Raw genomic sequence first — 26,925 nt, 5'->3', positions numbered from 1 at the left:
TATGAACGACAGCCCGGTTGAAGAGCGTTTTTGTGACGTTCTTGTTATCGGATCAGGTGCAGCCGGACTTGCTGCCGCCGTAACCGCTGCCCATTCGGGCCTTAAGGTCATTGTCGCGGAAAAAGCCGAAATGTTTGGCGGCACCAGCGCGTGGTCGGGCGGATGGCTTTGGATTCCGCATAACCCGCTGGCCGTGCGCGGCGGCATAAATGAAGACCGAGAGGAACCAAGACGCTATCTGCGCAGCGAACTGGGCAATCGCGCCAATGATCCGCGCATCGAAGTCTTTTTAGCCAATGGCCCGGAAATGGTGCGCTTCTTCGAAGACGAAACCGCTGTGGAGTGGATCGACGGCAATGCCGTTCCGGACTTCCACGCAACACCAGGGAGTGTTGATGGCGGGCGTTCGATTTCCGCTAAACCCTTTGATGGTCGCCGCCTGGGCCCCTTCGTCAACAAGTTACGGCCCCCGCTCGATGTCGTCAGCCTATGGGGCATGGGCATCGCGGCGGGCAAAGATATGGGCCATTTCTTCAATGCGACTCGAAATCCGAGATCTACCCTTTATGCCGCCGGACGTATTGGAAAACATTTGTGGGACCTTGCCCGCTTTGGCCGAGGCATGCAGCTCGTCAACGGCAATGCGTTGGTCGCGCGGCTGATCCGGTCCGCTCTCGATCTGCAAGTGACCCTGATCGACAGCGCCCCCGCGACCAAATTGCTTGAAATTGGTGGGCGCGTCACAGGCGCGAGACTGGCTACCGGCGCAGGCGAAATGTGTATTCATGCCGCGCGTGGCGTGGTGCTGGCTACCGGCGGTTTTCCGCATGACCCGAAGCGCATCGCTCAAATGCTCGACCACGCGCCAGATGGCAGCGGTCATTATTCCGCCGCGCCGCGCAGCAATTCCGGCGATGGGATAAGGCTTGCCGAAAGCGTGGGGGCCCGCATCGAGACAAGTCTCGATCAGCCTGGAGCGTGGGCGCCGGTCTCTCTAGTTCCCGGGACGGAAGGTGCGAAACATTTTCCGCATCTGGTAGAGCGAGCCAAACCGGGCTTTATCGCGGTGGACAGCGGCGGCAAGCGTTTTGTCAACGAAGCGGATTCCTATCATGACTTTATGAAGGCGCTGCTGGACCGCACGCCGCGCGGTACAAAACCTTTTGCGTGGCTGATCTGCGACCATCGCGCCCAACGCCGGTTCGGCTTGGGCTGGGCGAAGCCTTTTCCTTTTCCAGTGGGGCCCTATGTCGCCAACGGCTATTTAAAGCGGGGGCAGTCGATCGCGGAACTGGCCAAGGCTTGCGACCTGCCCGTTTCTGCGCTTGAAGTCACTCTCGCCCGCTTCAATGCGGCCGCCCGCTTGGGCAAAGACCCGGACTTCAACCGGGGCGTATCGACTTATAACCGCGTTCAAGGCGATGCGGGACACAAACCCAACCCTGCGTTGGGTGCACTCGAAACCGGGCCATTCTATGCGGTGCGCATTGTGCCGGGCAGTCTTGGCACCTTTGCCGGACTGCCAACCTCCCCCCGTGGCGAGGTCCATGACCCAACAGGAAAGCCCATCCCAGGCCTGTTCAGTGTCGGCAATGACATGTCCTCAATTTTCGGCGGCAATTACCCGTCCGGCGGCATCACGCTTGGGCCGGGCATGACCTTTGGCTTCGTGGTGGGGCGCCTGCTAGCCGGGGAAGCCGTCGTTGGCGTTGGCCCGCTCGATCAACCCGAAACTGAAAATTCTTCCAAAGCAAGAGAGTCCACATGACCTATTATGAAATCGCAACCCTCAAGACCGTAATTTTTGGTGCCGGCAAGGCGGCCGCTGGTCTGGAGAAATGGCTGACCGGCCCCGAAGCACAGGGCACATTGCTTGGCGCGTTCGGCACCGATATCGGCGGCTTGAACGAAGTCTATGTCCTGCGCAGCTACGCCGCGCTCGACGATCTTGCCGCGGACAAAACCCGGGCGCTGATGTCCAGCGATCCCTTTGGATGCTCCGAACATCTGGTCGACATCACCACCGAGACATACAAGCCATTTAACTTTCTGCCCGAAGTCGCGACGGGCAAATTCGGACCGATCTACGAGTTCCGCACCTACAAGGCCAAACTCAACGGCCTGAACAAATTGCAGGAAATCTGGCGCGACGCTATTCCGCCGCGCCTGAAATACTCGCCGATGGTTACGGCCATGTATGGGTTGGACGGCGCGCCGCGCCTGACGCAAATCTGGCCCTATGAAAGTCTTGAGGCGCGCGCCAAGGCGCGCAGTCAATCGGTTGCCGATGGCAACTGGCCGCCCAAAGGCGGGCCGGACTGGCTCCAACCACAAATGACATCGGCAATTGCCATGCCGCTGCCTTTCTCACCGCTGTCGTGAGGCCTTGCCATGCGCCCTGCTCTTTCACTTGCCTTCCTGACAACATTTGAGGTGGGACCTGTCGACGCGGTCAAAATCGCCGCTGAAACCGGTTATGACATGGTGGGGCTGCGCTTACTGCCCGCCGCCGCCAGCGGAGAGGGCCCCTACCCCATCATGTCCGATAAAATTGTTCAGGACGAAGTCTACGCCGTCCTTAGGGATACGGGCGTCAAACTGGCGGATGTGGAAATTGTCCGTCTGGGCGCCAACACGCTAATCGATGATTTCAAGCCGTTCTGTGCATTGGCCGAGAAGCTGGGAGCCCGACACGTTCTGGTTGCTGGCGACGATCCGGAGGAGAGCCGGCTCACTGACAATTTCGCGGCCTTTTGCGCCTTGGCGCAGGCGCACAAGCTGACCGCCGACCTGGAGTTCATGCCCTGGACCGCGGTAAAGACGCTGCTCCAGGCTGCCCGGATCGTGGCGGAAGCGCGTATGCCCAATGGCGGCGTTCTTATCGATGCGCTGCACTATGATCGGGCTCACGCAACCCCGGAGCAGATCAAATCTCTTCCCGCGTCACAAATAAATTACGCCCAGCTATGCGATGGGCCAGTGCCCTATGATCCTTCTGATACGGGGATGATCGCCATCGCTCGCGGCGCAAGACTATTGCCCGGCCATGGCGGCATCGGCCTTGTGAACATGCTCAAGGCGTTGCCCGAAGGCACGCCAATCAGCATCGAAGTGGCGGAGGTCGAACGCGCAAAAATCGTTCCAGCCAAACAGCGCGCCAGGGAAGCACTTGCAGCCAGCCTTCAAGTTCTTGATCAAGCCGGAGTGTTATGAACGCGCAGGTGTGCTAATATGGCAAGCCGACATATTGTTCGGCGAGATGGCGGCGGCCGATTTCCCAGCCTTGCAGATAGACCAGTTCGGCTTGTCCCATCAGTTGCTCGAATTCCTCCCGGCCAGGGAAATTGTGCAAAATACCCGTCATCCACCAACTGAACCTGATAGCTTGCAGCACACGCGCCGTCGCGCGGGTGGAGTAACCGTCCAATTGCTCCACGGAGCCGTTCTCATAAAACTGCAGCAGGCCATCGAACAAATATTTGACATCAGAGAACGCCAGATTGAGCCCCTTGGCGCCGGTCGGCGGCACGATATGTGCGGCATCACCGCACAAGAACAACCGTCCGTGCTGCATCGGCTCCGAATAAAAACTGCGCAGTGGCGCAATGGATTTTTCGATCGAAGGTCCGGTTATCAGCTCGTCCGCGGCTTTTTCGGGCATGCGGCGGCGGAACTCGTTCCAAAAGGCATCGTCTGACCAATCTTCAACCTTTTGACCGAGGGGCACCTGAATGTAATAGCGCGACAAATTGGCGTTGCGCATCGAGGCCAGCGCGAAGCCACGCTCGCCACCCGAATATATCAGTTCGTGAGAAACAGGGGGCGTCTCGCTCAGAATACCGAGCCAGCCAAAAGGATAGACCTTTTCATATTCCTTGTGCACTGCGCGAGGAATCGTGCCCCGGCTGACACCATGAAAACCGTCACATCCAGCCACGAAATCGCAGTCGATGCGCATCGCGGAGCCGCCATGCTTGAAATTCACATAGGGCGAATTGCCATCGATGTCGTGGATTTCGACATCCGAGACTTCGTGCAAAATCTCCACGCCGCCGGCGTCAAGCGCATCATAGAGGTCATGGGTTACCTCTGTCTGGCCATAAACCATGACGCGCTGACCCGTAAGCTTGGCGAAATCTATGCGCATTTCCTTGCCGCCCAGGGCAATGGTGCAACCATCATGCGGAAAACCTTGGGCGTCCATGCGCGCGGCGGCTTTGGCCTGCCGCATCATTTCAACCGCTCCCCATTCGAGCACCCCAGCGCGGATTCGGCTGAGCACATAGGCTCGGGTCTGCCGCTCGATAACAACAACACTGACACCAGACAATGACAGAAGACGGGCCAGCAACAGTCCCGACGGCCCACCGCCGATAATACAAACCTGAGTGCGCATTTTCACCTCCTCATAACTGCCCCGATAGTAGGTGATGAAGAAAAAGTGCGGATCGGACTCATTCAAGGAACTCTTGCACTATTCCACGATCACGTGGATACGGACTTGGCTAAAGTTCAGAACCTATGAATTCCTATGTCACAGCCCCAAATTCGCCGCTGAAAACCTCACAACTGCCAGGTAGAATGTTATTGTGCAGGCGTGTCCGGGTGCCTCAAATTTAGTCAATAGTCGGAGAGAAAATTCGAGTTAGTCGCTGCCGGCTTTTGGATTGGATGCCGCTGGACCTCCTGATGCACACATACTGCACACACCGCCTCGTAACATATTGATTTATTTAATTGTTATGCCCAATCCATCACTGGACGGAGTGATCCAATGTGATCACGTTCCATCTAACGCAATCCACGTACAGAATATCGTTCACGCGCCACGCGAAACGATGCTGGATGTTGCTTCCGTCCCAGTTGTTGAACCTTCGATCTAAAATGCAAATAATGGCTTTCAACATCCATTCTTTGGCAAGTTATATGAAGCCCGACCTGAACCAAGACCTGTTGTACGGAGCAAAAGCCATCGCCGAAGTCCTGGGATGCAAACCACGCGCGGTTTATCATCTGGCTGAACGGGGCAGAATGCCAATCTGGAACGAGCCAGGAATTGGGCTGGTGGCCCGGAAATCATCGTTGATCGACTTCTTCGAAAAGCGAGAACAACAGACACTAGTTTTGAACAAAAAATAGATTCATACTTTTCCTATGGCCAAGATCAGAAAGCGGACATGGAAAACAAAAGCTGGCGAGGTGCGAACCTCGTGGCAGCTGAATTACGTCGACAAAAATGGCGGCTTGCAACAAAAGCAATTTCGCACAAAGAGTGAAGCAGACGACGAGCGCATCCGTGTCGAGGGGCAGATTGCCAATGGCGTGCATGTTGCCGACAAGAAAAGCATCACTGTCGCTGACGCTGCCAAAGCATTTTTAGCCGACTTCGAAGAACTCGTTGATACTGGCAAGCGAGGGCGTATAACGCTCAAGGGCTATGATGCACATGTGCGCCTTCATCTTCTGACCTTCGATATCGCACATATCAAAATGTCGCGTTTGGGCGGTCCAGATTGCGTGTCCTTTGCCCGCGACCTTGAACTGCATCGCAGCGATGACTTGGCAAAGAGGGTCTTCACCACCTTTAGAATGGTGATCGATCACGCGTTGGGACAAGGGTGGATTGGCAGTAATCCAGCTCGTTCCGTTTCTGTGCGCACGGCACCCGATTGGGAGGCCGACAAAGAGCAGCTCGAAATCCCTCCCTTCGATGATCTCAAGAAGATTCTGAAGGCCGCCAAAGCATATGATCAGACTGGCCGTGCGGAGGCCTTTGTGAGTGTTCTGTTGTTCCAGGCTCTACGGATCAGCGAGTTGAGGGCGCTTGGCAAGCAACATGTAGTCCTTAAAGGACCATCACCCGAACTCATCATCAGGCGCAAGGCAGATCGATGGAACAAGTTAGAGCGCGTCAAGACGAAACGTAGCATTCGTAACGTGCCGCTTGGCCCGCAAACCGCCCTTGCCCTTCGCAAATGGATGCTCGCCTGCCCCGCAAGCGAAGAAGACATTCTCTTCGCCAACGGGATTGGTAAAGTCGAGAGCTACGCAAACTATTACAATCGGCTTTGGGTGCCGATCCTGATGGCCGCTGGGATCATCAAGGAAGGCGAAACTCCACCGTTCGGTATGCATAGCTTACGCCATGCAGGTATTTCTCTCTGGATCAAAAACGGCGCCACACCTAAGCAGATTCAAACCTGGGCTGGTCATGCCAGCATTCAGACCACTTGGGACATCTACGGCCATCTGTGGCGTGAATTCCAGAATGAGCAAGCAGCGGCCAAAGCAGCCGAGCAAGCTCTACTTTCCTGACTTTTCCGTTTCCTAAACAGAACACCCACATCGACACGGGGCACAGAACAAACCATGCTCAATTGACTGTCCGCATGTCAAATGCATGTCAAATGGAGAATTTGGTAAATTTAGGAACCCTTGAAAAATAAGGGTTTTTCGCGGTAAGTCGTGAAATTCAAAATTCGATGAATTTGACACGCAGGCTGCGCCAACATTCTCCGCAACATATTGAAATACAACAACTAAATGTGGATGGAAGATTGGTAGCGGAGGAGGGACTTGAACCCCCGACACGCGGATTATGATTCCGCTGCTCTAACCAGCTGAGCTACTCCGCCCCAAGGGGCACGGTGGCAGGTTTTGGGTCTGCACCGCTTGTTGTCCGGTCGGCACAAAACGCGCGTGCCACGGCTCGGGTGCTTATTAGTTTCGCACCACGCCCCTGTCAAGCAAAACACCGCGCCGGTTTTGCTTTCCTTTGCCCAAAAAGTGAAAAAGCACTACCCAGCGTCATCCGGCAGCTGCAACAGGCCGAATTGGCGCATGCCCTCCACCGCCATCAGCAAAAACGGCACCGCCACAAAGCCCCCCACGGGCCCCCACAGCCAGATCCAGAATGTCACTGAAATAAACACCACCAGCGGGTTAAGCGTCATCATGCGCCCCAGCACATTGGGGGTGACAAATTGCGCCTCGATGAAATTGATCGCCAGATAAACCAGCACCGGCACCAGCGCAGCATTTGGCGTGTCCATCGTGCCCAGCGCCACCACAAACAGGATGACAGAGAGCGCGGCCATGCCGATGAACACCACATAATTGAACAGAAACGCCAGCGCACCCCAAAGCAGGGGCGAAGGCATGCCAAGGCTCCACATCGCCAGGCCCACCACCGCGCCCATGCCCAGGTTGATAAAGGTGATCGACAGCAAATAGCGCGACACCACCATCTCGACCCGCGAGAACAGCCGCAGCAATCTCAACCGGAATTTTCGGGTAAAGGCAAACGAGAGGGCCGCGCGCTGTATCTGCCGGCGCGTGGCAATAAAGAAATACATCGACACCAGAAAAAGGCCCACCTGCGCCAGAACGGCCGGTGCCAGAAAAGCCGCGCTTTGCACCGCGGAGCCGTCTTCCACCGCCACCAGCATTTTGGCCTCATTGCCGCCCAGCCCCTGCACAGCCTCCTGCACGCTTTGCACCGCCGAGAGCACACCGCGCCATTTATAAAGCTCCGCCTGCAGCTTCGCCCAGATTTGCGGCAGCCGCGACACCCATTCGGACAGGGGAATGGCCATGCCGAAAAAAATCACGGCGATCAACACAATGAAAAGGACCAGCACTGCCAGCGCCGATAAGGCGGGGGGAATGCCCATGCCTTCAATCCGGTCTGCCACCGGCCCGAACATCAGCCCGATCACCAGCGCCATGGACAAGGGCGCCAATAGCGATTGCGCCTGTTGCGCCGCAAAAATGAAAATCAGCAGGCTGACACCGATCACCGCCAGCCGGGCGCTATTGCGCAAGGTCGCTTCCAGCTGATCAGCCGTCGGTCGCGCCACAACTCTGTTAGAAACGCCACGCGCCATTCTTGTTCCCCTGCCTGCAGAGGGATAACGCGTCATCAGAACAGAAGGTTCCATGCCGGCCCGCCTTGCGCGCCGGCAATCTTGTCGGGGTTTAAGGCGTTAAAAGCCTCAGGCGGCAAAAGCGGCTGGCACCGCCTCGGCAATAAAGCCACCACCCAGCACTTCCGAAGTGTTCTCGCCATCGGCATAGAACACACAGGCCTGGCCCGGCGAAATCCCGTGTTCGCCGGCAATCAGGGTGGCAAACACTTCGCCGTCACGCACCTGGATCACCGCTGGCTGCGGCGCCCGGGTCGAGCGCACCTTGGCCTCAACCGAAAGCCCGTTGCCGGCCGCCACCGCTTCCAGCTTGCCCTCGCCCAGCCAGTTCACATTGCGCAAGCGCACGGTATGGGTTTTCAGCGCTTCATAGCCGCCCACAATCACCTGATTGGCCCGCGCATCAATCTTGACCACATAAAGCGGCTCGCCTGCGGCAATCCCAAGGCCCCGGCGCTGGCCGATGGTGAAATGCATCACGCCCTTGTGCCGGCCCAGCACGCGCCCGTCGAGATGCACGATATCGCCTTCGCGTTCGGCTTCGGGGTGCATGCGGCGGATCACATCGGCATATTTGCCCTGCGGCACAAAACAAATGTCCTGGCTGTCATGCTTGTCGGCCACTTCAAGGCCCATTTCATGCGCCAGCTCGCGCACCGCCGCCTTGCTCATGCCGCCCAGCGGAAAACGCAAAAAGTCCAGCTGGTCCGGCGTGGTCGCAAACAGGAAATAGCTCTGGTCGCGCTCGCTATCGACCGGGCGATAAAGCGCCCGGCGTCCATCCACCAGTTTCGACTGCACATAATGCCCGGTCGCCAGCGCATCGGCACCCAGCTCGCGCGCAACCGTCATCAGGTCTTCAAACTTTACCGTCTGGTTGCAGGCAATGCACGGCACCGGCGTCTCGCCATCCGCATAGCTTTGCGCAAACGGGTCGATCACCTTCTCGCGAAAGCGCTCTTCATAATCGAGCACATAATGGGGAATGCCGAGCGACGCGGCCACACGGCGGGCATCGTCAATATCCTGCCCGGCACAACACGCACCTTTCCGGTGGGAGGCCTCGCCATGATCATAAAGCTGCAGGGTCACCCCCAGCACCTCATAACCCTGACGGGCCAACAGGCCGGCAACTACGGAACTGTCAACACCCCCGGACATCGCAACAACAATGCGCGTCTCGGCAGGCGACTTGGTCATATCTAGTGTATTCAACATTTTCTCACTCATCCGTGTGGGGTCAAGGGCCAGCGGATTTTGGGGTCTTTTACCTGCTTTATCCATTTCCCACAATATCTCTCGAACCCCGGCAGCTTTTGCCGCCCGAGCGGCCATTTGTGCCGCCTTGCAGCCCCCATCAGCATCTCCGCATCAAACCTCAGACATCGTAAACCATTGATCTAATTGCTATTTTATAAAATCGCACAAACTGGCAAGGCACTTGCATTGGTGGGTGTGAATTAATGCGTCTGTTTTGCGGAAAGCGTCTCAAGAAGTGAATATGCCGATCACCATTGTCAGCCAGTCCAGCCAGGCCGCTCCCGCGGGCAAGGCCGGCACGAGTGTGACCGGTCCCGGCGAGACCAACCCGTTCGGCTCCCTCCTCGCCACTTTGATGGCCATGACCAGCACCCCGGCAGGCAGCCCGCAGGGTCAGGCTGGCACCAATGGCACCGCGAGCTTTGACGCAGCCCTTCTGGCGCTGCAAGGCAACGCTCCAGCCCCGGCCACAACCGAAGGCCTGTCAGAAACGGATCTGGCCAAACTGTTCAAACTGCTGGATCAGGCAGGTATCGAGCTGGAGGCCAATGGCGCGCTCGCGCCCCAGACAATGGATCAGCTCGCCACCGCCATCGACGCCTTGATGCAATTGACCAACACCCCGGCCCCTGCAGCTGGCGGGGCCGAGGTGAATACCAGTCTGCTTGCCGCCCAGTCCGGCGCGGGCGCATCCCAGCCCGGCGCCACCCCGATGGATGCGCTGCTGGCAAAACTCAACGCACTGACCACCCATCTCGCCGATGCAGGCACACCGGCAACCCCGGTCGCCCAGAGGGCAACCAACAGCGCCGACGTGCCCGATCTTGCCGATCTGTCGGGCAAACTGCAAAACCTCGCCCAGCAGCTCCTCGCCGCCCAGGCTGATCCAAAGACCCAGCAAACCACCACCCCAGCAGCCACCCAGACGGCCGCCAAAAATGTCGATCCGGAACTGGCCAATGCCGTCAACATGCTGTTTGGCAACAAACAGACCGGCGACAAGGCTGCGGACCCGGCCAAGCCGGGCACCAATGCCGCCCTGCAAATTGCACAAGCCGGTCTGGATGATGGGGATACCAGCCTCAGCATGCCAAAGATTGAGGCCGCGCCCACAGGCGCCAAAGGCGATGTGGACAAGCCCGCAGCCATCCCGCAGCGCGCCGACACCACAACCGCCGCAATGGCCGCACTAAATGCCAACGCCGCCGCCAACGCATCCCAGGCGCAAAACACCGCAGCAGATCCCCTGCTGGTTGCCCAAAGCACAAACCAGCTTGGCACCACCCAGCTCGATGCCGCCGCGGCGTTAAAACCGATGACCGCCGCCTACCAGACCCCGGCCCCCAATCTCAACATGCCCCATATCGCCTTTGAGATGGTCCGCCAGATGCGCGATGGCAGCTCCCGCTTCCAGATCCGGCTCGATCCGCCTGAAATGGGCAAGATCGATGTGAAAATGCACATGGATGGCGCCGGCAATGTTCATGCCCGCCTCACCGTGGAGCGCGCCGACACCCTCGATCTCCTGCAGCGCGATTCCCGCGCGCTTGAGCGGGCCCTGCAACAGGCCGGGCTTGAAGGCGGCCGCACCAATCTCGAATTCTCGCTGAAGCAAAACCCCTTTGCCGGTCAGAACGGCCAGCAGAACTATCCCGGGGCCAGCGATCGCGACCTCGTTTTCGGACAGGACACAGCGTCGGATGACGCCACCCTGGCCGACATTCCCTCAACCCTGATCTATCGCGGTACGGCCTCTCCCGGCGGTATCAACATGTTCGCCTAGGAGGTTCATATGGCAACCAGTGCTATTGGCAGCGGAACAGGCATTTCCACGCAATCGGCGATGTCCAGCTCCCGCCAGACCATTGCGGAGAATTTCGACACCTTCCTGAGCATCCTCACCACCCAGCTCAAGAACCAGAACCCGCTTGAACCACTCGACACCAACCAGTTCACCCAGCAATTGGTTCAGTTCACCGGCGTTGAGCAGCAGCTCAAGACCAATGAGTTCCTTGAAGCGCTGGTCATGGGTGCCCAGAATGATGGCGTTGCCGCCGCCACAGCGGCCAACCAGGCCGTCAATCTTATCGGCAAAACCATCGTTGCCGGCAGTTCCGTCTCTTCCCTGAAGGACGGTAATGCCTCCTGGACCTACACTGTCGCCCGTGATGCGCCCAATGCCGAGGTCACCATCCGCAATGCCAAGGGCGAGATCGTCCACACCCAGTCCGTGGCGCTGCAAGCCGGCCAGGGTAATTTTGAATGGGATGGCAAGGACGCAAGCGGCCTTGATTTTGATGAGGGCCAGTATTCCATCACCATCGATGCCAAGGATGCCACTGGCAATCCTGTCTCTGTACTCACCCAGATCAAGGGTGTCGTTGATATGGTCGATCTGACCGGCAGCGAGCCTGTTCTGGTGGTCAACGGCTCCCGCATCTATCTCGATTCAGTGCTCTCGGTCACGAACACACCGGCAGCCACAGACGGCGAAGATACAGCCGACGCCTGATCGGCCTGACCCGCAAAACGATTTGCAACAACCGGCGTTAGGGCATTCCTGGCGCCGGTTTTTTCATATGCCGCGCCGCATCACAGCCCGTGCGCATACAAGGTTTGCGCAAACCTTGCCCCACTCTTTCAAACTCTTAACCACCTGTAACTACTGCCTTAGGCAAATTTTAAGCCGGGGGGGCTAATGTACCCACACTATGGTCAGGTTTTGTAAGAGAGTAAAATGACCGTTCAAATGCGTCCGCGCGTTAAGTATGTCATCGGGCCGGATGGGTCTCCGCTAACTATTGCGGACCTTCCCCCCACCAACACCAAACGCTGGGTTATCCGGCGTAAAGCCGAAGTGGTTGCTGCCGTGCGCGGTGGCCTGCTCAGTCTTGAGGAAGCCTGTGATCGCTATACCCTTAGCGTTGACGAGTTCCTCAACTGGCAGGCAGCCATCGACAAGCATGGGCTTGCAGGTCTGAGAACGACCTGGATCCAGCATTACCGAGAAGGTTAAGAGGTTTTAGCAAGGCCATGCCGCCCAAGGCGGTGCCGGTCCTGTTTGAGCATTCTTTTCTGTTACCCGGCTCACCAATCAGTACCCGCTGCGCCTTAAACCGCGTCAGCGGGTTTCTGCCTATGAACAATTCGTAAAGATACAGATTTTCTCAAATACGCCACAATTCCCGCTTTTCCGGCGAATAGCCCCTACATCAATAGGGCATATTCTGCCGCCGCATCGCAATTTGGCACGGTTGGTTAATAACTTGTTTACCACCTGCTAGGTAATTTTTGCCTGGTTGCACCTGACTGATTTGCGGTCAGGACAGTGACGAATATACAGGGTGTGCGTGTGGACAATATCTGGGGGCTCATAAATCGCTTGGGCATGGCGCGAATAGCGGCCATGGCCGTTGTTGCGATTATGTTGCTGGGCTTTTTTGCCCTGATTACATTTCGGTTTTCAGCGCCGCAGATGGCGCCGCTTTACACTGACCTGACTTTTGATGACAGCGCGGCAATCGTCAGCGAGCTGCAATCCATCAATGTGCCTTATGAATTGCGCAGCGAAGGGGCGACCATTCTCGTCACCCGCGATCAGATTACCCAATTGCGCATGACCCTTGCCGAAAGCGGCCTGCCCACACGTGGTCAGGTCGGTTACGAGATTTTTGACCAGCAGAATACGCTGGGTGCCACCAGCTTTGTGCAAAACATCAATCAATTGCGCGCCCTAGAAGGCGAACTGGCCCGCACCATCACCTCGCTGGCCCGCATCAAGACCGCCCGCGTACATCTTGTCCTGCCCGAGCGCGAATTGTTCCGCCGCGAACGCAAGGACCCAACCGCATCCATCGTTCTGGGTGTCCGGGGCGAATTGTCCGCCGGCGAAATCCGGGCCATCCAGCATCTGGTTGCTGCCGCTATCGAAGGCCTGACCACCAACCGGGTTTCCATCGTTGATGACGCGGGCCGCCTGCTCGCCTCTGGTGGCGACGGGGCAGATGACATCACCGCCATGGCCGGACAGATGGAAGAACGCACCCTCGGCATTGAAACCCGCCTGCGCAATCGCGTTGAGAGCATGCTCAATAACGTGCTTGGCCCAGGCCGCGCCCGGGTGCAGGTCAGCGCCGAAATCGACATGAACCGGCTGACCCGCACCTCCGAAACATTTGATCCCGATGGCCAGGTCGTGCGCTCCTCACAAATCCGCGAACTGTCCAACAATGCCAAGGGCCCCGCGCAGGACGGGTCGGTCTCTGTTGCCAATGAATTGCCCGGCGCTTCCGCCGACGCCAATAATGGTGCCTCGGTCGAACAATCCGCCACCACCGAAGAAACCACCAATTTCGAGATCTCCAAGACCACCCAGACCGAGGTCAGCGAAGCTGGCAGCATCAAGCGCCTCTCGGTCGCCGTGGTCGTTGACGGTCGCTACACCCAGGATGCCGGCGGCGCGGCCACCTATGAACCGCGCACCGCCGAAGAAATCGACCAGATCAACGCCCTCGTCCGCTCAGCCGTCGGCTTCATGGCCGACCGTGGCGATCAGGTTGAAGTCGTCAACATGCAGTTCGCCGAACGCCCCGAACTGGCAAGTCTTGGCACCGACGCGCCGGGCCTCCTCGATTTCACCCGCGATGACTTGATGAGCGCCGCCTCTATGGCCGTGACCCTCATTATCTCGCTGGCCCTCCTGTTCTTTGTGCTCCGCCCGCTGGTCAAGCGTGTGCTTGAACCCGATAATGAACCACTGGCCCTGCCCACCGCCGCAGAAGTGCCCGCGGGCGCCCTGGAACAGACAAGTGAAGCGCCTGCCGAACAGAAACCGGCCAAACCGCAATGGATGGATCAGGCAAAAATGCTCGGCGAGAGCCAGATTGAAACCCTGCGCGATGTCGGCACCCTCGTTGAAGAAAATCCCAAACAGTCCACACTCGTCGTCCGTGACTGGTTGGGTCAGTCAGCGGCGGCCTAGATCATGGCAGCACGGGATCTTGCAACAACAATGCAGACCGGACTGGTCGTCGGTGAAGACGCCGACCACCGGGCACTTTCAGGCAATGAAAAGGCAGCCGTGCTCTTGCTCGCGCTTGGCCCCGATCATGGGCGGCCGATCTGGGAAGAACTCGACGAGATGGAAATCCGTCAGCTCTCGCGCTCCATGGTTGGCCTCGGCCCGATCACCCAGGCAATGCTCGACGAACTGCTGGCCGAATTTGTCACCATTGTTTCCTCCAATGGCGCGCTTTCAGGCAATACCGAGAGCACGGAACGTTTGCTGATGTCCTTCCTGCCCGCTGACCGGGTCGAGGTCATCATGGAAGAAATCCGCGGCCCCGCCGGGCGCAACATGTGGGAAAAGCTCTCCAATGTTCAGGAAGACATTCTCGCCAATTATCTGAAAAACGAGTACCCGCAGACCATCGCCGTCGTGCTCTCGAAGATTTCGACCGATCACGCCAGCCGCGTGCTCGCCGTACTGCCCGAAGAGCTGGCGCTCGATGTGGTGCAGCGCATGCTGGGGCTGGATCCGGTGCAAAAGGAAATCCTTGAAAAGATCGAGGCGACCCTGCGCACCGAATTCATGTCCACCCTCTCCCACACCCAGCGCCGCGACAGCCATGAACAAATGGCCGAAATCTTCAATTCCTTCGATCGCCAGACCGAAGCCCGCTTCATGACCTCGCTGGAAGAAGCCAGCCGAGACAGCGCCGAGCGCATCAAGGAACTCATGTTCACTTTCGAGGACCTCACCCGTCTCGAAGCCTCGGCCATCCAGACCCTGTTGCAGGCCATGGACAAGAAAGACACAGCCCTCGCCCTCAAGGGTGCCAACGATGCGGCCAAGGAATTCTTCTTTGGCAACATGTCCGCCCGCGCCTCAAAAATGCTGCAGGACGACATGGATGCCATGGGCCCAGTGCGCCTTAAAGACGTCGATCAGGCGCAGGGCAAAATGGTCTCCATCGCCAAGGACATGGCCGCACGCGGCGAAATCATTATTACCAAGGGCAAGGGCGACGAGGAGATGATTGCCTGATATCATGACAGCAACCCCCGCAAAATTCACCTTTGATCTGGATATGAGCCACCGCCGCGAGAAGTCGCGCGTGGTCACCAATGACAAGCTCGCTGCCCTGCTGGAAGAGGCGCGGCAGGAGGGTTATGCGCAAGGTCATGCGGAAGGGCAGAAAAGTGAACTGGCCCGTGTGCAACAAGCCCTTTTGGCTGCCACCGAAAAGCTGGCCCAGCAAACCGTGAACCTGACGGCGAGCGTCAATGAAATCCACAAGGCAAATCTGGGCGAAGCCGTACAATTGGGCAAGGCTGTCGGGGGAAAGCTGGCGACCCATCTTGTAGCGCGCGAACCCCTCGCCGAACTAGAAGCATTAATCACCGAATGCCTGGCCTCACTCGAACATGCCCCGCATCTGGTGATCCGCTGCCATCCCGATCTGGCTGACGCCATCCGCGAGACGGCCGAAAAGCGCATTGCCGCCAGCGGCTTTACCGGCCGCCTGATGATCATGGGCGAACCCGAGATCGCTTTGGGGGACGGCCGCATCGAATGGGTCGATGGCGGCCTTGTGCGCGATAGCGGCACCATTTCCGAACAGATCGACAAATCTATTGCCAGCTATTTGAGCGCCAATGGCGTCACCCTGGCCGAGGAGACTGAACAATGAGCGACGAACCGGACGTACCCGGCGGTGTCGGGGAAATGCCTGAAGCAGGGGATATGCCCAGCTTTGAGGAAATGGCGGCGACTGAAATGGAACAGCAAGGCCCGGTGGCCGACAAGACCGCCGCCGACCTTGAAGCCGTGTTCGATGTGCCCGTGCGCATTTCCGTTGTACTCGGCCGCACCAAAATGCCGGTGGCCAATCTGCTGAAAATGGATGTCGGCACCGTGGTCGAACTCGACCGGCAGGTGGGCGAAGCCATCGATATTTACGTCAATGACCGGCTGGTCGCACGCGGCGAAATTGTGCTCGTCGAAGACCGGCTTGGCGTGACCATGACTGAAATTATCAAAGCCTCGTAGGCTTTCATTGGGGGCTATGAAAGGAATACTCAAATGCGGCTATTGATCATCGGAGCGCTTGAGGGACAACTCACACAGGCGACCAAACTGGCCATGCAGGGCGGCGCCAAAGTGGCCCAGGCCTCTTCCATCGAGATCGCGCTGGCCACCTTGCGCGCCGGCAAGGGTGCCGACCTGCTCCTGGTCGATGTCATGATCGACATCCCCCTGCTGCTCGCCAGTCTTGAAGCCGAGCGCATCCACATTCCCGTTGTCGCCTGTGGCACCGAAACCAATGCCGCGGCCGCCGTCAACGCCATCCGCGCCGGGGCCAAGGAATATATCCCCCTGCCGCCCGATGCCGAGCTGATCGCCGCTGTCATCGCCGCCGTCGCCCGCGAAAGCACAGACCTGCTCTATCGCGATCCGAGCATGGCCAAGGTCGTCCAGCTCGCCGACCAGATCGCCGCCTCAGAGGCGAGCGTTCTGATCACCGGCGAAAGCGGCACCGGCAAGGAAGTGATGGCCAAATATCTGCATGCCCGTTCCAAGCGCGCCGGCAAGCCCTTCATCTCCATCAACTGCGCCGCCATTCCCGAAGCCCTGCTCGAATCCGAACTCTTCGGTCACGAAAAAGGCGCCTTCACCGGCGCGGTCGCCCGCCGCATCGGCAAGTTCGAGGAAGCCACAGGCGGCACCCTGCTACTCGACGAAATCTCGGAAATGGATGTGCGCCTGCAGGCCAAATTGCTGCGCGCCATTCAGGAACGCCTGATCGACCGCGTCGGCGGCTCCAAGCCCGTCGCCATCGACATCCGCATCCTCGCCACCTCCAACCGCGACCTTGCTGAGGCCGTCAAGGAAGGCTCGTTCCGCGAGGATTTGCTGTTCCGCCTCAACGTGGTCAATCTGCGCCTGCCCCCCTTGCGCGAACGCCCCGGCGATATCGCCGCCCTGTCCGAGCATTTCGTCGAAAAATATGCCGCCGCCAACGGGGTCGGCAAACGCATCCTGTCCGATGCCGCCCGCAATGAGCTGATGCAGGCCCCCTGGCCGGGCAATGTGCGCGAACTGGAAAACACCCTCCACCGCGCGGTCCTGCTCTCCAGTTCCGAGACAATCGAGCCCGACGCCATCCGCATGCCCGATGGCACCGGCCTCGCCGACGCCGCCCGCCAGAACTCCGCCGCCGCCCAGGTCGCCCAGACCGCCGAAACCCTGACCCGCGCCATGGTGGGCCGTACCGTGGCCGATGTGGAACGCGAATTGATCCTCGACACCCTCGATCACTGCCTTGGCAACCGCACCCATGCGGCGAATATCTTGGGTATCTCGATCCGCACCTTGCGCAACAAGCTCAACCTTTATACCGATGACGGCATCCCGGTGCCGCACCCCGGCGAACAACGCAACAGCGCAGCTTAGGCCCGCGTGGTGACGAGCGCCGTAACGGCAGAAGGATGGCGTCCAGTCCATGGCTGACACAACCCAGACAGGTCCTGCGACACCGCCCGGTCCCGGCGTAAGCTCTTCGCCTTTCAAATCCGTCATCGACATGCTGCGCCAGCCAGATATCGGGCTGGCCATCGGCGTGATGAGCATCATTATCGTTCTGATCCTGCCCATGCCGGCATGGACGCTCGATATTCTTTTGGCCCTGTCGATCGTTTTCTCCGTTTTGATCCTGATGACCGCGCTGTTCATCCACAAGGCGCTGGAATTCTCGGCCTTCCCGACGGTATTGTTGATTGCGGCCATGATGCGCCTGGCGCTCAATCTCGCCTCCACCCGGCTCATTCTCTCCGATGGCCACACCGGCACCGCCGCGGCCGGTCACGTCATCGAGGCGTTCGGCAATTTCGTCATGCGCGGCAATTTCGTCATCGGCGTTGTCGTCTTCGGCATCCTGATCATCGTCAATTTCGTGGTCATCACCAAAGGCTCCGGCCGTATCGCTGAAGTCGCAGCGCGCTTCACGCTCGACGCCATGCCCGGCAAGCAGATGGCCATCGATGCCGATCTCAGCGCCGGCCTCATCGAGGAAGCCGAAGCCCGCGCCCGCCGCAAGGAACTGGAAGACGAAAGCACCTTTTTCGGGGCCATGGACGGTGCCTCAAAATTCGTGCGCGGCGATGCTATTGCCGGCCTGTTGATCACCTTCATCAACATTATCGGCGGCATCATTATCGGCGTCGGCCAGCAGGGTTTGAGCTTTGGCGAAGCCGCCAACAATTATACCCTTCTCACCGTGGGCGATGGCCTCGTCAGCCAGATCCCGTCGCTGATCGTCTCCACAGCCGCCGGCCTTCTTGTCTCCAAGGCAGGCGTTGTCGGCAGCGCCGATCAGGCCCTGGCCAAACAGTTCACCGATTATCCGCGCGCCCTTGGCATGTCCGCCGCCGTCATGGTGCTTCTCGCTTTCGTGCCCGGCATGCCCATCCTGCCCTTCCTGGCCCTTGCGGGCGGCGCCGGCTTCATCGCCTTCCGCTCCACGCGCCAAAAGGAAGCCAAAGCCCAGGAACAGGAAAACGAAGCCGCCGAGAAAATCGCCGACGCGGCCCGTCCCCCTGCCGAAGCGCCGATCACCGACAGCCTCAAGATCGACGAGTTGAAACTCGAACTCGGCTATGGGCTTCTGGCGCTGGTGCGTGGCGAAAACGGCGCATCCGACCGGCTGACCGAGCAGATCAAGGCATTGCGCCGCCAGCTCGCCGTCGATCTCGGCTTTGTCATGCCGCCGGTGCGCATTCTCGATAATATGCAGCTCGAGCCCAACACCTATATCGTCAAGATCAAGGAAGTTGAGGCGGGCGAAGGCGTGGTCCATGCCAATCACCTCATGGTCATGGATCCGGCAGGCCGGCCCATTGACCTGCCCGGCCAGCGCACCAATGAACCAACTTTCGGTCTGCCCGCCACATGGATCGAACCGGCCCTGCGCGATGAAGCGGAACTCAAGGGTCTCTCGATCATCGATCCCTCAACCGTCATCTCGACCCATCTGACCGAAGTGCTCAAGGCCAATGTTTCCGATCTGCTCAGCTATGCCAATGTGCAGGGTCTGCTCAAGGGGCTCGATGGCGATCAGCAAAAACTGGTCGAGGATCTGGTCCCCGGCCAGATTTCCGTCTCCGGCATTCAGCGCACCCTGCAATCGCTTTTGAGCGAACGCATCTCCATCCGCGATCTGCCCACCATCCTCGAAGGCATTGCCGAAGTTGCCGGGCAAAATCTCTCGCCCCAGGCAATTGCCGAGCACGTCCGCACGCGGCTGGCCCGCCAGCTATGCGCCGCCAATATGAGCCAGGACAATACCCTGCCCCTGCTCACCCTTTCCCCCCAGTGGGAGCGCAGTTTCGCTGAAGCCATGGTCGGCGATGGCACAAATCGCCACCTCGCCATGGCCCCCTCAAAACTGCAGGAATTCATTTCCTCAATTCAGACCGCCTTCGAAAATGCCGCGCAAATGGGCGAAATCCCGGTGCTCATCACCTCGCCCTCCATTCGCCCCCATGTCCGCGCCATCATCGAGCGGTTCCGCCCGCAAACCGTGGTCATGAGCCAGAACGAAGTCCACCCCCGCGTGCGCCTGCGCACAATCGGCGCGGTCTAGCATTCCAGCCTCGCCCGCTCTCCCCCAAGCCGTTATGCCCTCTCCCCCATATCGTCACCCTCGGGCTTGACCCGAGGGCCCATGAGACAGCGCAGCACCTCGCAAGACATGGATACGCACGATCATTCAGCGCGCCCCACCGCCTCATCCAGCACCCCCACCGCCCTCATCCTGAGCCTGTCGAAGGATGGAGACCGCGCTCCAAAACCACCCGCCCCTAAACCAGCGCCATGCGGCAAATCACCAGAATGGCCGGGCCATCAGCATTCTGGCACGCTGACGCTCAGCCCCGCCAGCGAGGTTTCCTTGTAGCGCTCATCCATGTCGCGCCCGGTCTGGCGCATGGTCTCGATACACGCATCCAGCGACACAATGTGCCGCCCGTCCCCCGCCAGCGCCAGCGATGCGGCAGCCACCGCCTTCACCGCCCCCATGCCATTGCGTTCAATGCACGGCACCTGCACCAGCCCGCGTATCGGATCGCACGTCATCCCCAAATGATGTTCAAGCGCAATCTCTGCCGCATTTTCAATCTGCGCATTGCTGCCCCCCAAGGCACAGCAAAGCGCCGCCGCTGCCATGGCCGAGGCTGATCCAACCTCCCCCTGACAGCCCACTTCCGCCCCGGATATCGAGGCATTGAACTTGATCAGCCCGCCAATCGCCGAAGCCGTCAGCAGCATTTCGGGCACCTGCGCCCGGTCCGCGCCGGGCACATGGTCGAGATAATAGCGAATAACCGCCGGGATCACCCCGGCCGCCCCATTGGTCGGCGCGGTCACCACCTGGCCACCCATCGCGTTCTCTTCATTTACCGCCATGGCATAGGCTGAAAGCCAGTCCACCGCCGTATGCAGCGGCGCATCATTATGGCCCGTGGCCGCCCGCATCCGTTCCGCCACGCCGCGCGCCCGCCGTTGCACTTTCAGCCCGCCGGGCAATTCGCCCTCACCCATCAACCCGCGCGCAATCGACCGGTCCATCACCTCCCACACATGCAACAGGCGCGCATCCACCTGCTCGGCCTCTTGCCGCGCCGTTTCATTGGCCCGCTTCATTGCCGAAATGCCAAGGCCCGATTTCTCCCCCATCGCCAGCATTTCATCCGCATTGGCAAACGGATAGGGCACATCGTCATCGGCAAGCACCACGCTGTCACGTGTGCCCATCTCCGCCTCGGTCAGCACAAAGCCACCGCCAACAGAATAATAGGTCTCGCCAAACACCGGTTCGCCGGCCTTGTCCTGCAGTTCAAATCGCATGCCATTGGGGTGCAGCGGCAGGCGCGTTTCGCGGTCGGCAATAATCGCCTTGTCGGCTTCAAACCGCAGGTTCTGCCCGTTTGCAAGCCTCAGCGCGCCCTCAGCCTGCATCGCTTCAACCGCTTTATGCGCCGCCTCGGGGTCAAATGTCTCGGGCACAAACCCCAGCCACCCCGCCAGCACGGCAGCATGGGTGCCATGCCCAACCCCGGTATAAGCCAGCGAGCCATAGAGCCGGCAGCAGATCGCGCACTCGGCGAATTCCGCCCGCCATTGCGCCTGCACCAGCTCGGCAAATCCAGATGCCGCCAACATCGGCCCCATCGTATGCGAAGAGGATGGTCCCACACTGATCTTGAAGATATCGAACACGCTGACAAACATTGGCCCCTCCCGGCTTTTACCGAGTGTCCTTGCCCCCGCGATGCGGGTCAATAGGCCTCTTGTCAGCCAGATGGCCGGCAATCATTTGGTTACCCTGAACAGCAAGCTCCCGTTCACCCTGCCCATCGGTTCTCTCTGCCAGGCCCCCGCTGTTAACGGTTCCGGGGCCTGGCCGCGCTATGGTGTGTCCAACAAAGCCAGGGAGGCTTGAAAGGCCGGTGCACCGACAAGGTGACACCGGCCTTTATAATTTCAGGGGGGCAATGCGGCTCTGGATTCCCACGCGGCCTTGCCGCGCGAAATGACGCCAGAGAGATTGAAAAGGGGATTGCCGTGCGGCCCCTTCTTCTCCCTCCCCCTTGTGGGGAGGGATCAAGGGTGGGGGTCGGCCCGACAGGGCCAAAGAAAGACTCTGCAAGCCATCCATCAATACCGAACTTGTGGCTCCACCCCACCCGACCCGGCTTCGCCGGGCCACCCTCCCCATCAAGGGGAGGGAAAAAGGGGATAAGCCGCAGGCTCAGCTGCGCCCCTTAGGGCAGGAATCGCAACAGGCCACCGCGACCATCCCCCACCTTCTCCCTCGGGTTTGACCCGAGGGTCCATACGATACCCGGATCAAGTCCGGGCAAGAAGGAGAATGAACTGGACGCAATGGGCGGTCCCAAACCCTCATGGTGAGCCTGTCGAACCATAAGGGTTTCAGCTCTGAGCGTGCCGCCCATCCTTCGACAGGCTCAGGATGAGGATGGGGGCAAGCCCAGGCCCGAGGTGAGGCCACGTCGCCCCCTCTTCCCCCTGTCGTCACCCTCGGGCTCGACCCGAGGGCCCATGACCCACCATCCACACCGGCAGAGGGCCGGACAAAGCCACCCCACGCCTACCTGAAGCGCAGCAATATCGCATGGGTACTCGGGTCAAGCCCGAGTATGACGATTGGAGGAATAGGGCAATCGGGGCCATATGATAGTTTGCAAATTGCACGCCTCGCCGCTGGATTCCCGCGCACCTTTGGCGCGCGCAATGACGAAGGATGAATCCCGCCCCAAAAAGAAACGGGCCCTTGCGGACCCGTTCTTGCCGAATTCAACATGTGTAAGGAAACGGCTCAGCGCATATGGCGGATGCGTGCAATCTCGTCATATTCTTCTTGCTCAATCTTGGCTTCCGCCGCCAGCTCGCGCCGGTGCTCGCGCTGATCCAGCAGTTCAACCTTTTTGAGGTCTTCCAGCGCTTCAGCCAGCGCATCCTGTGCCGCTTCCAGCTTCTGGCGCATGTCATTGGCCGATGCCAGCAGATTGTCGCGGCGGGTAATCGCTGCCTTGGCAAAGGTTGAATAGGCGAAATGGGCCATATCCGAAATGCCGGTCTTCTGGTGCTCGATATCAATTTGCTGATCGAGTTCGGACGCCATGCGTTCGAAATCGGCAACCATCAGTTCGATCTGCGCCACCTGGCGGCGCTTCTCATCAACTTGAAATTTCTTGAGCCGGATAAGGCTCTCGCTACGCGATTTCATGACTTGTACTCCTTACACACTCAAGTCTTCGGTTCCGCTGCGTCTGCTTTGGCAACAATCGCTTCGAGCATTGCATAGCCCTCTTCAATCGTTGTCCGCTCTTCCCTTTGCTGGCTCAAAAACGCCTCCAGCTCCGGGTTGATCGCAATCGCGCGGTCCACCGTTGGATCTGACCCTTTACGGTATGCCCCCAAACGGATCAGTTCCTCCATGTCGGCAAAAACCGACAACAGTTCACGTGCACGCCTGAGCACCGGACGAAAATCTTCCGGCACGCACCCGGGCATGGTACGTGAGATAGATCGAAGCACATTGACCGCCGGATATCTGCCCCGCTCCGCAATGCCCCGTTCCATTACAATGTGCCCGTCTAGAATGCCACGCACAGCATCCGCAATTGGCTCATTGTGATCATCACCTTCCACCAAAACGGTAAACAGACCGGTAACAGAGCCCGAATTTTCCAGCCCGGGGCCCGCTCTTTCCAGCAATCTCGGCAATTCCGTGAACACGGTTGGCGGATAGCCCTTGGCGGTGGGCGGCTCGCCAATGGCGAGGCCAATCTCGCGCTGGGCCATGGCAAACCGGGTCAGGCTGTCCATCATGCACAGAACCCGCTTGCCCTGGTCGCGGAAAAACTCGGCCAGCGTCAGCGTCAGATAGGCCGCCTGTCGCCGCATCAGGGCGCTTTCGTCTGAAGTGGCCACCACCACAATGGCTTTCTTGATGCCCTCTTCACCCAGATAATCGGTGATGAATTCCTTCACTTCGCGCCCGCGCTCGCCGATCAGCCCGATAATGGCCACATCCACATCGGTATTCATCGCCAGCATCGACATCAGAACCGACTTGCCAACGCCCGAGCCGGCAAAGATGCCGAGCCGCTGCCCGTCACACACAGTGGTAAAGGTATTGAGCGCCCTGACCCCCAGATCAATCGGCTCCCCCACCCGCACGCGGTCGTGCGCCGCAAGGGGCGTCTCTTTAAGGGGATAGGCGCGGGCACCCCGGGGCACGGCACCCTTGCCGTCCACGGCCTCGCCGTTGGCATTGACCACCCGCCCCAGCCACCCTTGCGAGGGATAGGCGGCACCGTCATGGCTGGAAAAGATCGCCTTGCACCCCAGTCTGACGCCGGTGATCGATCCGAATGGCAGACAAAGCGCATGACCGTCGCGAAACCCGATGATCTCACAGTCGAGCGGCGCATCCCCCGGAATTTCAATCGCGACCCTGCCGCCAACGCGCAACTCGCGCACCGGCCCCACCACTTCAAGCAGCAGGCCCTGCACCGATTTCACCCGGCCGAACACCTCGATCTCGTCAATGGCATCGATTTCCGAAATCAGCGACTTCACCTAAAGGACCCCTTTCCTCGAATCGTGGACCAACGGTAACCAGTCATTAAGCTAAATTGGGTAATTATTAAGCTTCGGGTAACTTTTTTTGTGGGTGCCCGTTCACCCCCTCCCCCAACAGCACCAGTTGCATTTCACCGAGTCTAAAGAGTCGGTTGACACCCTTTATTAACCTTAAGCTTTAAGAAAACTGTACCTACTTTATTCAACGATTTCAATGACATAATACATACGTAACCTTTACAGGCTCGCGTATTGCCTTGGACAAATAAACTTTGTTAACTAATTCAAATTAGGGTCGAATCATATCCAGTAGGGTTGGATTTGGGTGCGCTCACGCATGGAACGCACTTGGGGTTCCAGCAAGGAACGAAGTTAAGGGGATTAACATGCGGGTACTCCTTATAGAGGATGACAGCGCAACGGCTCAGAGCATCGAACTGATGCTCAAGTCTGAGAGTTTCAACGTTTACACCACCGATCTCGGTGAAGAAGGCGTCGATCTCGGCAAGTTGTACGACTATGACATTATTCTTCTGGACCTGAATCTGCCTGATATGAGCGGATATGAAGTATTGCGCACCTTGCGCGTTGCTAAGGTCCAGACACCAATTCTCATTCTGTCCGGCCTCGCCGGCATTGAGGACAAGGTACGCGGTCTCGGCTTCGGCGCCGACGATTACATGACCAAGCCCTTCCACAAGGATGAGCTGGTTGCGCGTATCCACGCCATTGTGCGCCGCTCCAAGGGCCATGCCCAGTCGGTCATCAATACCGGCGATCTGAGTGTCAATCTCGACACCAAGACCGTGGAAGTCGGCGGCCAGCGCGTCCACCTGACGGGCAAGGAATACCAGATGCTGGAGCTGCTATCGCTTCGCAAGGGCACGACGCTCACCAAGGAAATGTTCCTCAACCACCTTTATGGCGGCATGGACGAACCCGAGCTCAAGATTATCGACGTCTTCATCTGCAAGCTGCGCAAGAAGCTTTCAGTTGCAACCGGCGGCAAGAACTACATCGAAACCGTCTGGGGCCGCGGCTATGTGCTGCGCGAACCGGATGAAGCGGAACTCTCCGAAAGCGCCTGACCGGCTTTCACCGCTTGAGTACCAGCATGACAAAAAGGCCCCGCGTCACAAACGCGGGGCTTTTTGTCAATCCTGAACCATGCCCCAGGCGCATGCCTTGCATGCAGGAACGTGCCTTGTGCAAAGCCACGCTAAGGGCCAGATTAAACTCACGAAATTCGAAAACGTTCAGGAGTTGTCATGTCCCACCACCCAATCCATGCTATCGCAGATTTCTTTGGCGACATCGGTCGCGCCCGCAAGGCCCAGGCGACCTATTCACGCCTCTCCCAGCAGAGCGACGCGGCCCTTGCAGCCCGCGGCCTGCGCCGTGAAGACCTTCCCGCCTATAGCTACAAGAGCGCTTTCGGCGAATAAGCCGCGGCCCCAACCGATCTTTTGAAACCGGCCCCGCGGCCTGAACGCGCGGGGCCGGTTTTTTGTGCGCGGCAAAATGACAAGCCCGGCAAACGCGTGTATAGCCTTCAGCGCACACATATGACGAAAGACATGGCGACCATGACCACACAGGTTTTCATCGACGGCGAAGCCGGCACCACCGGCCTGCAAATCCGCGAGCGGCTGGAAAACCGCGCCGATATCAGCCTCATCCAGCTCGATGATGCCCGGCGCAAGGACGCGGACGCGCGCAAAACGGCGCTCAACAGCGCCGATATCGTCATCCTGTGCCTGCCCGATGCCGCCGCCAAGGAAGCCGTGGCCTGGCTCGACAATCCCAAAACCCGGGTCATTGATGCCTCCAGCGCCCATCGGGTCGCCGATGGCTGGACCTATGGTTTTGCCGAAATGGCCCCCGGTCAGGCCGATGCCATCGCCAGGGCGCGCTTCGTCTCCAATCCCGGCTGCTATCCGCAAGGCTTTATCGCCAGCGTGCGCCCGCTCATCGAGGCCGGGCTGCTGCCCGCCGATTTCCCGCTGACCTATAATGCCATCTCCGGCTATTCCGGCGGCGGCAAGGCGATGATTGCCGATTTCGAGGCGGAGGGCTCCACCATGCCGCCCTATCTGCCCTATGGCCTCACCCTTGAGCACAAGCATCTGCCTGAAATGCTCAGCTATGCCGGCATTGTGCATCAGCCTGTCTTCCAGCCGGCCGTTGGCCGTTATGCCCAAGGCATGATCGGTGCCGTGCCCCTGCAGCTCTGGGCGCTCGAGGACGAACCCACCGGCGCCGATATCCACGCTGTGCTGGCCGAACGCTATGCCAACAGCACTTTCGTCAAGGTCGCCCCGCTCATCGCGCTTGAACGCTCAACCGAGATCACCCCGGAAGTGCTCAACGGCACCAACAGCCTGCACCTGCATGTCTGTGCCAATGATGAAACCGGTCAGGTGATACTGCTCAGCGTCTATGACAATCTGGGCAAGGGCGCATCCGGCGCAGCCGTGCAAAACCTGAACCTGATGACAGGCATGGATGAAAGCACCGGCCTCACCAAAGGCTAAGGCACGCACAACTCATTGAAAATAATACGATTTCAGC

At 59.0% G+C, this 26,925-nt stretch carries 23 protein-coding genes and 1 tRNA gene; 17 read left to right on the top strand and 7 right to left on the bottom strand.

Translation table 11 applies throughout. From position 1 onward, the window contains the following. Position 1: 1 nt before the first annotated feature. From L1P08_RS14305 to L1P08_RS14295, 3 genes are read left to right on the top strand one after another with little or no spacing between them, the layout of a single operon-like run. Positions 2-1,768, top strand: a complete 1,767-nt coding sequence (locus L1P08_RS14305; protein WP_303617662.1) for an FAD-dependent oxidoreductase — start codon at positions 2-4, stop codon at positions 1,766-1,768. Next, positions 1,765-2,382: an NIPSNAP family protein gene (locus L1P08_RS14300; RefSeq protein WP_303617661.1), complete on the top strand. Its 618-nt coding sequence runs from the start codon at positions 1,765-1,767 to the stop codon at positions 2,380-2,382. Before L1P08_RS14305 ends, L1P08_RS14300 begins: the two co-directional genes overlap by 4 nt. Positions 2,383-2,391: 9 nt before the next feature. Next, positions 2,392-3,213 carry a sugar phosphate isomerase/epimerase family protein gene (locus tag L1P08_RS14295; protein WP_303617660.1) on the top strand — a complete coding sequence of 274 codons (822 nt, stop codon included), beginning with the start codon at positions 2,392-2,394 and terminating at the stop codon, positions 3,211-3,213. A 13-nt stretch (positions 3,214-3,226) separates the two neighbouring features. On the opposite strand, the gene pobA is transcribed toward L1P08_RS14295, so the two are convergent. After that, entirely contained in the window at positions 3,227-4,396 is a 1,170-nt protein-coding gene (pobA, locus tag L1P08_RS14290; protein ID WP_303617659.1) for a 4-hydroxybenzoate 3-monooxygenase, read from the bottom strand. 497 nt (positions 4,397-4,893) lie between these two features. Here pobA and L1P08_RS14285 point away from each other — a divergent pair, with 497 nt between their 5' ends. Then, the gene (locus L1P08_RS14285; protein ID WP_303617658.1) at positions 4,894-5,139 is read left to right on the top strand and encodes a hypothetical protein; all 246 of its coding nucleotides are present in this window, start codon (positions 4,894-4,896) and stop codon (positions 5,137-5,139) included. 15 nt (positions 5,140-5,154) lie between these two features. Next, positions 5,155-6,315 (top strand): tyrosine-type recombinase/integrase, encoded by a 1,161-nt coding sequence (locus L1P08_RS14280; RefSeq protein ID WP_303617657.1) that lies wholly within the window; start codon positions 5,155-5,157, stop codon positions 6,313-6,315. A 243-nt stretch (positions 6,316-6,558) separates the two neighbouring features. Here the strand turns inward: L1P08_RS14280 and L1P08_RS14275 are convergent. From L1P08_RS14275 to mnmA, 3 genes are all read right to left on the bottom strand, one after another. Further along, positions 6,559-6,635, bottom strand: a tRNA-Met gene (locus L1P08_RS14275). Positions 6,636-6,797: 162 nt separating this feature from the next. Then, complete coding sequence (locus tag L1P08_RS14270) at positions 6,798-7,886, bottom strand: AI-2E family transporter (RefSeq protein ID WP_303617656.1); 1,089 nt, start codon at positions 7,884-7,886, stop codon at positions 6,798-6,800. Positions 7,887-7,994: 108 nt separating this feature from the next. Further along, on the bottom strand, positions 7,995-9,140 hold the full coding sequence (gene mnmA, locus L1P08_RS14265; protein ID WP_303619588.1) for a tRNA 2-thiouridine(34) synthase MnmA: 1,146 nt from the start codon (positions 9,138-9,140) through the stop codon (positions 7,995-7,997). 286 nt (positions 9,141-9,426) lie between these two features. Here mnmA and L1P08_RS14260 point away from each other — a divergent pair, with 286 nt between their 5' ends. From L1P08_RS14260 to flhA, 9 genes are all read left to right on the top strand, one after another. After that, positions 9,427-10,968: a flagellar hook-length control protein FliK gene (locus L1P08_RS14260; protein WP_303617655.1), complete on the top strand. Its 1,542-nt coding sequence runs from the start codon at positions 9,427-9,429 to the stop codon at positions 10,966-10,968. Between the two features lie 9 nt (positions 10,969-10,977). Further along, a complete protein-coding gene (locus L1P08_RS14255) occupies positions 10,978-11,697 on the top strand; it encodes a flagellar hook assembly protein FlgD (RefSeq protein WP_303617654.1) in 720 nt (239 codons plus the stop codon). Positions 11,698-11,922: 225 nt separating this feature from the next. After that, a complete protein-coding gene (gene sciP / locus L1P08_RS14250) occupies positions 11,923-12,201 on the top strand; it encodes a CtrA inhibitor SciP (RefSeq protein ID WP_303617653.1) in 279 nt (92 codons plus the stop codon). A 372-nt stretch (positions 12,202-12,573) separates the two neighbouring features. Beyond that, positions 12,574-14,166 carry a flagellar basal-body MS-ring/collar protein FliF gene (gene fliF / locus L1P08_RS14245; RefSeq protein ID WP_303617652.1) on the top strand — a complete coding sequence of 531 codons (1,593 nt, stop codon included), beginning with the start codon at positions 12,574-12,576 and terminating at the stop codon, positions 14,164-14,166. 30 nt (positions 14,167-14,196) lie between these two features. Then, on the top strand, positions 14,197-15,231 hold the full coding sequence (fliG, locus tag L1P08_RS14240; protein WP_303619587.1) for a flagellar motor switch protein FliG: 1,035 nt from the start codon (positions 14,197-14,199) through the stop codon (positions 15,229-15,231). Between the two features lie 4 nt (positions 15,232-15,235). Beyond that, the gene (locus L1P08_RS14235; protein WP_303617651.1) at positions 15,236-15,877 is read left to right on the top strand and encodes a FliH/SctL family protein; all 642 of its coding nucleotides are present in this window, start codon (positions 15,236-15,238) and stop codon (positions 15,875-15,877) included. Between the two features lie 71 nt (positions 15,878-15,948). After that, positions 15,949-16,236, top strand: a complete 288-nt coding sequence (fliN, locus tag L1P08_RS14230) for a flagellar motor switch protein FliN (RefSeq protein WP_438268472.1) — start codon at positions 15,949-15,951, stop codon at positions 16,234-16,236. Between the two features lie 33 nt (positions 16,237-16,269). Next, positions 16,270-17,640, top strand: coding sequence for a sigma-54-dependent transcriptional regulator FlbD (flbD, locus tag L1P08_RS14225; protein ID WP_303617650.1), 1,371 nt, complete (start codon positions 16,270-16,272; stop codon positions 17,638-17,640). Between the two features lie 49 nt (positions 17,641-17,689). Continuing rightward, positions 17,690-19,828 (top strand): flagellar biosynthesis protein FlhA, encoded by a 2,139-nt coding sequence (gene flhA / locus L1P08_RS14220; protein WP_303617649.1) that lies wholly within the window; start codon positions 17,690-17,692, stop codon positions 19,826-19,828. A 260-nt stretch (positions 19,829-20,088) separates the two neighbouring features. On the opposite strand, the gene L1P08_RS14215 is transcribed toward flhA, so the two are convergent. From L1P08_RS14215 to fliI, 3 genes are all read right to left on the bottom strand, one after another. Then, positions 20,089-21,474: an L-serine ammonia-lyase gene (locus tag L1P08_RS14215; RefSeq protein ID WP_303617648.1), complete on the bottom strand. Its 1,386-nt coding sequence runs from the start codon at positions 21,472-21,474 to the stop codon at positions 20,089-20,091. Positions 21,475-22,582: 1,108 nt separating this feature from the next. Continuing rightward, positions 22,583-22,993, bottom strand: coding sequence for a flagellar export protein FliJ (gene fliJ / locus L1P08_RS14210; RefSeq protein WP_303617647.1), 411 nt, complete (start codon positions 22,991-22,993; stop codon positions 22,583-22,585). A 20-nt stretch (positions 22,994-23,013) separates the two neighbouring features. Next, positions 23,014-24,351 carry a flagellar protein export ATPase FliI gene (gene fliI, locus L1P08_RS14205; RefSeq protein WP_303617646.1) on the bottom strand — a complete coding sequence of 446 codons (1,338 nt, stop codon included), beginning with the start codon at positions 24,349-24,351 and terminating at the stop codon, positions 23,014-23,016. Positions 24,352-24,740: 389 nt separating this feature from the next. On the opposite strand from fliI, the gene ctrA reads away from it, so the two are divergent. The 3 genes from ctrA (at position 24,741) to argC (ending at position 26,888) form a co-directional block, all read left to right on the top strand. Then, positions 24,741-25,442, top strand: coding sequence for a response regulator transcription factor CtrA (ctrA, locus tag L1P08_RS14200; protein ID WP_303617645.1), 702 nt, complete (start codon positions 24,741-24,743; stop codon positions 25,440-25,442). 180 nt (positions 25,443-25,622) lie between these two features. After that, positions 25,623-25,799: a hypothetical protein gene (locus L1P08_RS14195; RefSeq protein WP_303617644.1), complete on the top strand. Its 177-nt coding sequence runs from the start codon at positions 25,623-25,625 to the stop codon at positions 25,797-25,799. A 141-nt stretch (positions 25,800-25,940) separates the two neighbouring features. Next, the gene (argC, locus tag L1P08_RS14190; RefSeq protein ID WP_303619585.1) at positions 25,941-26,888 is read left to right on the top strand and encodes an N-acetyl-gamma-glutamyl-phosphate reductase; all 948 of its coding nucleotides are present in this window, start codon (positions 25,941-25,943) and stop codon (positions 26,886-26,888) included. Positions 26,889-26,925: the final 37 nt, after the last annotated feature.

It is taken from the genome of Mariluticola halotolerans (genome assembly GCF_021611515.1).
GTDB classification, from domain to species: domain Bacteria; phylum Pseudomonadota; class Alphaproteobacteria; order Rhizobiales; family Devosiaceae; genus Mariluticola; species Mariluticola halotolerans.
This window is presented reverse-complemented; position numbering and strand designations above follow the sequence as displayed.